11 protein-coding genes are annotated in these 9,532 nt (G+C 57.4%); 4 read left to right on the top strand and 7 right to left on the bottom strand.

Features of this window, described 5'->3' with window-relative positions:
- Window positions 1-163 precede the first annotated feature (163 nt).
- Window positions 164-445 carry a hypothetical protein gene (locus tag D0T11_RS21075; protein WP_147374776.1) on the top strand — a complete coding sequence of 94 codons (282 nt, stop codon included), beginning with the start codon at window positions 164-166 and terminating at the stop codon, window positions 443-445.
- Between the two features lie 2 nt (window positions 446-447).
- Here D0T11_RS21075 and D0T11_RS21070 read toward each other — a convergent pair whose 3' ends face one another.
- From D0T11_RS21070 to D0T11_RS21040, 7 genes are all read right to left on the bottom strand, one after another.
- Window positions 448-933 (bottom strand): hypothetical protein, encoded by a 486-nt coding sequence (locus D0T11_RS21070; RefSeq protein WP_119657787.1) that lies wholly within the window; start codon window positions 931-933, stop codon window positions 448-450.
- Complete coding sequence (locus D0T11_RS21065; RefSeq protein WP_119657786.1) at window positions 930-1,805, bottom strand: RHS repeat-associated core domain-containing protein; 876 nt, start codon at window positions 1,803-1,805, stop codon at window positions 930-932. Before D0T11_RS21065 ends, D0T11_RS21070 begins: the two co-directional genes overlap by 4 nt.
- A gap of 13 nt (window positions 1,806-1,818) precedes the next feature.
- Window positions 1,819-2,991, bottom strand: a complete 1,173-nt coding sequence (locus D0T11_RS21060) for a hypothetical protein (RefSeq protein ID WP_119657785.1) — start codon at window positions 2,989-2,991, stop codon at window positions 1,819-1,821.
- Between the two features lie 10 nt (window positions 2,992-3,001).
- A complete protein-coding gene (locus D0T11_RS21055; RefSeq protein ID WP_119657784.1) occupies window positions 3,002-4,255 on the bottom strand; it encodes a hypothetical protein in 1,254 nt (417 codons plus the stop codon).
- A 456-nt stretch (window positions 4,256-4,711) separates the two neighbouring features.
- Window positions 4,712-4,972: a Txe/YoeB family addiction module toxin gene (locus D0T11_RS21050; RefSeq protein WP_119657783.1), complete on the bottom strand. Its 261-nt coding sequence runs from the start codon at window positions 4,970-4,972 to the stop codon at window positions 4,712-4,714.
- Complete coding sequence (locus D0T11_RS21045; RefSeq protein ID WP_119657782.1) at window positions 4,969-5,199, bottom strand: type II toxin-antitoxin system Phd/YefM family antitoxin; 231 nt, start codon at window positions 5,197-5,199, stop codon at window positions 4,969-4,971. The genes D0T11_RS21050 and D0T11_RS21045 overlap by 4 nt, the downstream gene beginning before the upstream one ends.
- 496 nt (window positions 5,200-5,695) lie before the next feature.
- Window positions 5,696-6,607, bottom strand: coding sequence for a replication initiation protein (locus tag D0T11_RS21040; protein WP_182888549.1), 912 nt, complete (start codon window positions 6,605-6,607; stop codon window positions 5,696-5,698).
- A gap of 1,061 nt (window positions 6,608-7,668) precedes the next feature.
- Between D0T11_RS21040 and D0T11_RS21035 the strand changes: the two genes are divergently transcribed.
- From D0T11_RS21035 to D0T11_RS21025, 3 genes are read left to right on the top strand one after another with little or no spacing between them, the layout of a single operon-like run.
- Window positions 7,669-8,037, top strand: coding sequence for a plasmid mobilization protein (locus D0T11_RS21035; RefSeq protein ID WP_182888548.1), 369 nt, complete (start codon window positions 7,669-7,671; stop codon window positions 8,035-8,037).
- Window positions 8,034-8,999, top strand: coding sequence for a relaxase/mobilization nuclease domain-containing protein (locus D0T11_RS21030; RefSeq protein WP_119657779.1), 966 nt, complete (start codon window positions 8,034-8,036; stop codon window positions 8,997-8,999). The genes D0T11_RS21035 and D0T11_RS21030 overlap by 4 nt, the downstream gene beginning before the upstream one ends.
- An 18-nt stretch (window positions 9,000-9,017) precedes the next feature.
- The gene (locus tag D0T11_RS21025) at window positions 9,018-9,428 is read left to right on the top strand and encodes a hypothetical protein (RefSeq protein ID WP_119657778.1); all 411 of its coding nucleotides are present in this window, start codon (window positions 9,018-9,020) and stop codon (window positions 9,426-9,428) included.
- The last annotated feature ends 104 nt before the right edge of the window (window positions 9,429-9,532 follow it).

The raw sequence follows: 9,532 nt of genomic DNA, 5'->3' as shown, positions 1-9,532 counted from the left end.
ACAAGACCGTGGCCCAAATCGGCCAGTTGCTCGGCGTCGGCCGCGCTACCATTTACCGCTATCTCGCCCATTTAGGTGTTCCCACCGGCGGCATGCCGAAGCCAACTGAGGCTTAGCGTAATTTTTCGCCCCGTTGTAACGAGAACCCCAAATTCCGCGTTCGGTGCCCTTGAACGTGTTCGACAACTGGCGCTCGACGTTGGGCTTTACATTAGGTCCGGTGGTGCTGGTGCTGCTGGGGATGCTGTTTACCGGGCATTTTTCGCGGGTGCCGAAGGAGGAATTAGAGAAGGTGCAAGCCGAGCTGACGCAGGCGCGGGGCGCGGTGCAGCGGTTCCAGGAGTGCCGGGCGGAGCTGGCCAAGGACCGCCCGGAGCTAGCCTACCAGTATTTTCCCTACGCCACCGACCCCAAGCCGGCCCCGGCTAGAAAGGGACGCAAATAATCTTATTCCGATGTCGGCTTTAGTACAGCCCCACTTTTCATTAGGGCTTTTTGGTCTCCCTGCTGAAACTTTAAAAAGGCAGCGATGGCGGATAAATAAGCTATACGCGTACTTTCTGGTAGACTATTCTGCTTGAGATAAGCAGAGTAGTCCGCTAAGACTTCGGCTGTTGAGTTGTTGCTAAGCATGGTTAATGCACCACTTTTATTGATGAACAACCGGCCAGAATCATGAGCACCCCAAGTGAAATAGTATATACCGTCAACAAATTGTTTTTGCGAACGATTGAGCACATTGAAAATAGGAACATAAGCAAACTGCCCATTTATGGTCTCTTGTGGGATGCCGTCGTGGGTCTCGATGTAGTTTCTTACTTGCAAGGAAGCAGCCGCTGGGACTTTAATAGCTTCTTTGCCAGCAAAATCAAAGCTTTGCGCCTTGCTCAATAAAGGAGCTATTGCGAACAGTAGCAGGATTAGTCGTTTCATTGATTCAAGCGTTTAGATTCCTCAATCACTTTTCGCTCAACCTGATTAGGCTTCGTTTCCCTATCTGGGCGGTTAATGTTTTGTAAGTCTTTGGCTATCTCCTTTTTATCCACTGCGTGGACTATTTCGTGACTGGCAACCGCTCCTATTGCCTGTTCCATCGTCAGCCCTTTAAGCTCTCCCTCTTTTTTTCCTTCGCCCCGCGATTCATTGATAGCACCAGTGAAAATAGCAATCTGTTTACCGTTTTTACCATCATACTCGGGGTCGGGCCGGGTTGTGTTTCCCAGGACTACACTGCCGCTCTTGTCCTTCGGAGGTTTGCCCCCAACCAAGGAAAACGCAACTTGAATGTCTGATTTATCGGCAGCGCGCAGTTGCGCCCTACCTGTGGAGGTTAGGTTCAATGCGTTAATAACCTTCCGCTCATCGGGGGTTGCATTAGGCGATATGCTCCGAACCGTGCCGTTCTTGTTGTAGTCGACTTGCACATGCTTGCCTTTAGAGTCTACAATCTCGCGCCCGTCAGGGTCCATATAGCGCACGGGATTATTGTTGCCGTAGGCGTAGGGGCTGATGTACATGAACTTTTCGGCCAGCGGGTCGGGGCTCATCCAGCGGCTGGTAATGTCGGGCTTGGCGTGGCCCACAAGCGAATCGGGCGGCAGCAGGTAGGCCACGCGGCGCAGGCGGGTATCGTAGACCACCGAGCCAATGCGGCGCAGGCTGTCATTGGTGAAAAACTCCTGAAACCGGCCGTTGCTGAGCGTGGCCACCTTGACCCGAACCCCATATTTGAGAAAGGGCTGTTGCGCGTGGACGGAGCGGCTGAGGCCCAGGGCCAGCAGCAAAAGAGCGTAGAAATAGCGCATGAGCAGGCAGGGCTTAGGGTTTCTTCTGGTATTTCTGTTTTTCGGTGTTCACCGACCGCAGCCAGTCGGCGTACATCTGGGGGGGCATTTCGCGGTAGCCGGTATCAAAAATGCGGGTATAGGCCGCTTCCATCGCGGCGTATACTTGTTGGGCCTCGGGTTTGGTGGTCTGGCGCTCGAACTGCTGGCGTAGCGTTTCGGCGTGCAGCAGTTGGGCGTTGATGTAGTGGGGGAAGTGCTGCAAGGCGAGGGCCGCGCATTTGCTCACGAACGGCTCGGCGGCTACGCGGCCCACTTTGCGCTCGTAGCCTTTGGCCAGGTCCACGAGGCAGAGCACCACGTTCTGCTGGGCCGTAAGCGTGTCCATGTAAATGCCGCTAATGATGGTTTCGCGGCTGATGTAGCCCGAAGCCGTGAGCCAGGCATCAATGGGGAAGGTGTAGCTGGTCAGCTCCGTGTTGTACCAGCCGTCTTGGCGGTTGTGCTGCTTGAGGTAGACGTGGTTAGGGGCCAAGCTGAGCCAGGCTTGCGCGCCGGTTTCGTCGGCCAGGATTTTGTAGAGGTAGGGCAGGGAGTGGCAGTTGCCCTTATGCGTGACCAACAGCTTACTGACAAACATTTTGCGCCAATCGGTATCCCCGTCGAAGTCCTCGAAATCGTAGCGAAACGGGGACAAGGTATTGCCCTTGCGTAAGCGGGTGCTGTCCTTCATCATCAGGAAGATAGCGGCGTTGCGGGCCACGTTTTCCTTGTCGTCGCGGTCGTAGAGGAAGTAAGGGTCGTTGGTTTTCTTCAGCAAGCGGCACACGGTGGCCAGCGCGCTGACTTGCTGGCTGAACTCCTGGTAGCTCAGGCGGTTGTCGAAGTAGGCGTTTTCGGTGACGAACACGGCCCGCTTAAAGCTGAGCGGATAGCGCCCGTCAAGCATCTTGGCTAGCTCCTGGTAGGCCGGCTCGTAGTAGTCGGCCGCGGTCGGTGCTGCCGGCTGAGCTGGCGCGGCGGGCAGGATGGGCACGCCGGCAAGCTGCCCCGGCAGCGGCGCAGCTTGCCGGCTCGTGGCCAGGCTGGAGTGATAGGCGGGGGTGCGCAGGGCCAGTGGCTCGATGGGCACGAACACCCGCCGCGAGCAGCTCGCGCCAAGCAGCAGCAGGGCCAGGTACCAGAGCAGGGGGTAGGGGTGTTTCATCGGGCGCAGGTTATTTGGCAGCGGAGGGAGCGAAGCGGGCGGCGGCCTGCTGGCTAGCCAGGCGGGCCTTCTCTTGTTCGAGGGCGTTGAGCCAGCGGTCGTACTGGTCTTTGGGCATTTCCTCAAACCCGACTTCGGCCAGGGCTTGGTTCCAGCGCTCCACCTCAGCCATGTAAGGCCGCAATTGGGGCAGGGTGCGGGCCACTTCCGGCGAGGGTTGGCCGGCCGCTTTCCAGGGCTTGACGAAGCGGGCCAGGGCCACGTTATGGGCCAGAATCCGCGCCTGCATCCCTTGCGGGTAGTATTTCAAGGCGAGGTCGGCGCATTTTTTTATAAACTCATCGTAGCCGTAGTAGTGCTCGTAGCCGCTGGCCAGGTCTACGAGCTGACAGGCCAGGTTCTCGCGCAGGGTGAGCGTGTCGAGGTAGGTGCGCTGCTTCAAGGCCCCAGCTTTGATGTAACCCGAACTCATGTAGAAGGCATCGGTGGTGAAGTGCCCGTTGGTGGTTTCGTAGCGGTAGAGGGCACCCCGGCCGTCCTTGACGGAGATAAACGTGTGGTTGGGGGCCATGCTTAGGTAGTTCTTGACCCCCAGCCGGTCGGCCAGCAGTTTGTAGAGCAGGGGCATCGAATGACATTGCCCCGTATTGGTACGCAGCAGCTTGGTAACGAACATTTTGCGGTAATCCTGCTCGCCGCGAAAATCCTCGAAATCGTAGCGATAGGGCAAGTGCCGGGAGACGACCTGGCCGGCGTAGCTGACTTGCACGGTATCGGTCATGAGCCGGTGCAGGGCCATGAAGCGAGCGGTCGGACTGGTATCGGAGCCGGCCAGGCCCCGGCAAATGGTGGCCAGCTCGTCCAGGTCGGCAGTGAAGGAAGCGTAGTTCAACTCGCCGGCCACGTAGCTGTTCTCGACCACGAACACGGCCAGCGGCAGGCTGGCTTTGCGCTGGCCGTTCAGCATTTCGGCCAGGACCTGGTACGCCGCTTCGTATTGGGGCTTGTTGCGGGCGGCAAACTCGGCGTTGAAGTCAGCTTGCCCCTGCTGGTGGCGGGCGTACTCATCGGCGGCTTCCTGCACCACTTTTTCCCGCTGCTCTTTCTCGGCCAAGTAGCGGTCGGCTTCGTCCATCATCGCCTGATTCTGGGCGCGGATACGGGCCTGCTGGTCCGGCACGAGATTGCCCGGCGTGGGAATGCGCGGCCCCTGAGGCTTGGGTACGCCCAAATCCGGGTTGGGCATCTGCCAGGCTTGCGCCATGCTAGCCGTGACGCAGCCTAGCATTAGCAACACGCTTAGCAAGCAGGGTAAAGAATAGCGCATACGGAGTAACCTAGACCCCTCAAACATAGGACTTTTTTTGCACTTAATCGCGGCAGAATACCATGCTAAACAGCCAGGACAGTAGGCTAAAAGTTACCATTATTCCGAGGCGGCGCGTATAACTGATGTTATGTTAAGGGACAAAAGCAGGAAACAAAAGGGAAAAACAGCCCTTCCACACTGCCCCTAAAGTGCTATTTAGAAGCAGCTGCGCGACGACGGGTTGGGCGGGGGGGAACCGGGGCCATAATGTCCAGATTCAAATCGATTTTCCCCCGTTTGCGGGCAATCTCGGCCATTTGGGCTTGCAGGTTGTCGAGCAGGCGCTCGAAGGCTTCCGGGGAGCCGGCGCGTTCGCGCAGTTCGATTTCAAACTCGGGGGGGGGTGTTTTTTCATTTTCGGTAGTGGTAGCGGCACTGCAAGACCAGGATGAAATCGGGGCCGACCTGATAGACCAGCCGGTGTTCGTCCGTGATGCGGCGCGACCAGCAGCCGGCGAAATCGTGTTGCAGGAGTTCGGGCTTACCCGTGCCGGTAGTGGGCGTGCGCACGCACTCTTTGAGCAGGGCGCGCAGGCGGCGGGCGATGGCCTTGTCCGTGTCGAGCCAGTAGAGAAAATCGTCCCAGGCGTGCAGGTCCCAGCGCAAAGTCATTCCGAGAGGGGGGGCAGCTCGTGGGTTTGCCATTCCCCGCGCTGGGCGCGGGCCAGGGCGGCGTACAGGCGCTCGGCATTGGCCGGCGAGGCGAGCAGGTAGGCCGTCTCATCCAACTCGCCGGCGGTTGGGGCGGCCGGGCTGCGCAGTTCGACATACGGCAGGCTACGCAGTAGCTCTAACAGGAAGCCGGCGCGGCTGTCGGGAACTTGGAGGGTGATTTCCATGAGGATAAAGATACGAATTAGGCAATAAGGCTTCAAAAGGGCATCTCGTCATCATCGAAAGTTGGGCGAGAGAAGTGGGGGAGCGGCTCAACTGGCACGGGTGCCGGAGCCGGGGGCAAAGGGGACCGCCGGGCACGTTCGCGCAACAGGGCTTCGGCGTAGTCATAGGCCGAGTAAGCGGTTTCGGTGGGGTCAAGGACTGTGTTGGGAACCGCTAATTTTCCCGCCAATAAGCCATTAAGGGCATAGGCGGCGAAGTAATCCAGCAGCGAGTGCTCGCCCTCGGCAGGGGATGGAATCGGCAGAGGTAGGGGCGTACTAGGTTCAGAAGCGGGGGCGAACAGCTCCGCTGGTGGTCCGGTAAGGCCGGGAGGTGGAAAGAAGTCATCTGCAGCCGTCTGATAAGAACGCTTTGGGGGGCGTCCAGTGGCTTTTTTTGCAGGTTTGGCGGAGTTTCCAGATGAGCGGTTGGCGGGGCGGGGCATGGGCAGGCGGATTATTTGACTCCTAAAATACCGGCCGTGTAGCTGCCAAGGTTCTGTATCTCTCCGTTTTTTTGCCTCAACTGCACTTGGTAGAGTCGTTTGGCAATTTCGGCGGAGCCATGAGCCTTGATAGCCAATACCGCTTGGTCTTTGCGCAGCTTAAACTCATTGACCATCCGGCCGAACAGGGCTGTTTCTTGTTCGTTATAATCGATTTCGGTTGTCTTAGGGGTGTAAATGATGGTAAATTCCAGCTCTACCACCTTCCTTCCTCGCTTGATTTCGCGGTAGGTGAAGGCTAAGTCGGTAGCTGTATTGATTTCTTCGGCAGGCTTGAGCACGTTGGCTTTAAAGTCAGCGTAGAGCGTGTATTTCTCCTTGCCGGTAGCGTTATCGATTAGTCCAAGTTGCAGCTTAATGGCAGCCAGCGAGATACGAAACGACTTGTCCGGCAAGTTTTTGTACATGGAAAAAATCTCGTACAACCGCTTGGCATAAATGCTATTAAGGGTAATAGCGAGGTCAAGTTGGAAGGTTGTAAAATGCGATTTTAAGTACCCATAAAACGGTCTGATTGTCGGGTCTACTCCAATTTCAAGGGTGCCGGTACCTTTCAGATAGCGAACGGAGGAAAAAAAATGGGTTTGAAGTAGGTCGCCACCGGGTAAATCGGCTTCCAAGACACGGCCCAACATTTTTTTGGTCACGTCCCGCAGCCGGTCATACTTGATTTCGTCGCCTGTTCGATGTTGCAGCTCAGTGATGGAAACATAGTAGAGCTGGCCAGGCAGGTCCGTTGGCTTCATCTCCCGCATAGCCAAGTAGAGCAGGTTCTTTTCCATTTTGGTCAACTCATACCGCGCCGAGGTTATGATGTTGGATTGTGCCAGGATGGGAGACTTATCAAAATCTTCATTCTTCATAGGAGAAATCATTTTAGGACCGTTTTGCAAATGTATGAGCTATTATTATTAGGCTCATAATAAATGACATAATAAACGGACATTTCCTCATAGTTAATCATAGGGTTGACGGACATTTCCTCATAGTTGACGGACATTTCCTCATAGTTCAGAGAGGTAAATTCAGCCCTTGACGGACATTTCCTCATAGTTGACGGACATTTCCTCATAATAGATTGGATAACTAATTGATTGTCAAGGGCATTTTTTGCTAATATTTGGAATACTTTGGTAAATAGTAAAAAAAAAAATTTCACAAATTTTGTCGCGTGCGAGTTTATCCACAAAAAAGCTTTTAGGGCTCGTCCAGCCAGGCCCAAGCAGCCACAACAAAAAAGAAACAAAAACCAAAGCCCTAGAAGCCAGTAACTTGCGCGCATTTTGTAAACTATATATTATTGGTAATTAATAGGTTACGTACTTAATTGTCGGGCTTATGTACTGCTATAGGCTGGGGAGTGCGGGGCAGTGCTAAAAGGGGCTAGGAGGGCACCAGGACGAGCCAAGAGGTCAAGAAGCACCATGGAGCACTCAAAGAGGTTCGGAGGGCACCAGGACTCGCTAAGAGGGCAAGGAGGGCAAGGAGGGGGCGAAACGGGGGTAGCTCAGGAGGATGGCCGAACGATTATGCCGGGGGAAGTGGGGAAGGGGGGGCAGGTAGTCGAGTAGCTTGGTTGGTCCGCGTAGGGGAAGGGGCGCGGTCAGGAGGGGTAGGAGAAGAAGGACGAGCTGAGGGAGGGGCAGCAGTCGGGGTGAAGGTGGCCAAGGTGGTCAGCTGGTCGGGGTGAGGGGAGGATGAACGGCGGAAAGGGCAGTGGTCGAGGGGGGCAGTTGGGGGAAGGGGGCAGCAGTCGGGGGCAAGTAAGAAAGGGGGCGGGTGGTGTTGTGCGGGCGGGTGGGGTTCGTACCTTAGTAGCCCGTGCAGGAGTCGTTCGGATGTAAAGCAAGTTATGTTTTTCGCTTCGCTTAAAACCCGTTCGCCCGCTGGGCTCACTCTAACTTGCCCCTTCGGGGACCACCCCATGCAACCGCCTACCCCCCGTCGCCGTGGCCGGCAGCCGAAGACGACGCCCCATCAGGTGCATACCGTGTCGGTGCGGCTGACCGAGGCCGAGCACCGCGAGCTGGCCACCGAAGCGGCCACTTACCGCAAGTCCATGGGCGAAATCTTGCGGGCCGTGTGGGCGGGAACCCCCGACGAAGCCCGGCCACCGCGGCCGCGCACGGTCGAGGAAGTGGCCCAGCTTCGGCAACTCATCGGGATGGCTGGCAATCTTAACCAGCTCACCAAGCAGTTGCACGCCGGCCACAACGTGAGTGAAGCGGCCCGGCAGGTGCTGGTGCAACTCTACCGGCTCCTCGATGACTTAGCCCCCGACCCAGCGCGATGATTGGCAAAGTGACCATTGGCAAGAGCTTCGGCGGCATCTGTCAGTATGTGTTCAGGGAGGACAAGCAGGCCGAGGTACTGGCCACCGAGGGCGTGCGCGGCACGTCGGCCGAGCGGATGGCAGCGGACTTCAACGCCCAGCGGGAGCTAAACCCGCAACTGGGTAAGGCCGTGATGCACGTCGCCTTGGCGTGGCCAGCGGAAGAAACAACGCAACTGAGCAACGAGCGCATGAGTGAGCTAGCCCGCGCTTACCTGAAAGAGATGAAAGTGGACGTGGAGAACACGCAGTGGGCGTTGGTGCGGCACAAGGACCAAGCCCACCCCCACGCCCATCTAATCGTGAACCGGGTAGACAACGACGGGGCCACAGTAAGCGACCAGCACAATTACCGGAACAGCATGGAAGCCTGTCGCAAGCTAGAAAAGCAGTACGGCTTGGTCAGCGCGCAGGAGGTGAGCCAGGACAACCGCCGGGCGCAGCGCGAGGAATTGCCGGCGCGGGCCGCGGCCAAATTGTACGTGCAGGACGCGCTAAGTCGGCACCTGCCCCATGCCACCAGCACCGAGAAACTAACGGAGGCCCTGGAACGGGATGGGGTCGGGGTGCAGGCCACGTATCAGAAAGGCAAGTTGCAGGCCGTCGTATTCGAGTACGAAGGCCACCACCTGAAAGGCAGCGAGTTAAGCCGGGCCTACAGCGGCAACAATTTATCGAAGACCATCGACGCGCAGCATGAGCAGGTGCAGCAGCAGCAGGTGACGCTGAGCACGGCCGGCCAGCAGTACGGGCAGCAGCGGGTGGCGCTGGATTTGGAAGCGTTTGGGCGCGAGTACGCGGCACAGAAGCAGCAGGCCGAAAAAGAGCAGAAACAGGCCCAGGAGCGCACCGCACCTCAGCAGACACCCAAACCCCCACGGCCGACCATTGAGCGTAGCGGGGGCTATGGAATCGGTGATTAATCTTCTTTCCCTTTTGTCATGAATCCAACCCCACCCCCCGCCCCGACCAACGGCGTGGCCATCCTGATGGCCGAGATTGAACGCATTGCCCAAGAGCTACGCGCCGTCAACAAGCGGCCCTTGCCCGCCACCGAGGACCAGGTAAAGGCCCTGGTGAAGCTAGCCGAGCGCGACCGCCCGCTGACGCTGAACGTCAACAGTGAGGCTGTGGCTAAGCAGCTCGTGGGCCAGGTGGATAAGCAAGCCCAGGTGTTCCAGACGACCGGCTATGAGCTGATTAAGTACCTAGACGACCGCCAGAAAGCGATGACCGCCACACTCGATAAGGGCGTGGCCGCCGTGCAGGCGGCCGAGGCCAAGTTACAGGCCAGCGCCCAACAAATTGGGGTTCTCGTTACAACGGGGCGAAAAATTACGCTAAGCCGGTGAGGCGGCCGTTGCGAACGAGTGCTCCGGCTGGCGAAGGGGGCGTAAGCCATTGGCTAACAAGGCTTGTTGGTCGGCGAAGGTGTATTTACCCAGCCGGTTGATGT

This window comes from Hymenobacter rubripertinctus, assembly GCF_003583925.1.
Lineage (GTDB): Bacteria > Bacteroidota > Bacteroidia > Cytophagales > Hymenobacteraceae > Hymenobacter > Hymenobacter rubripertinctus.
The sequence above is the reverse complement of the archived record's forward strand: the minus strand, read 5'-3'. Positions and strand labels throughout refer to the sequence as shown.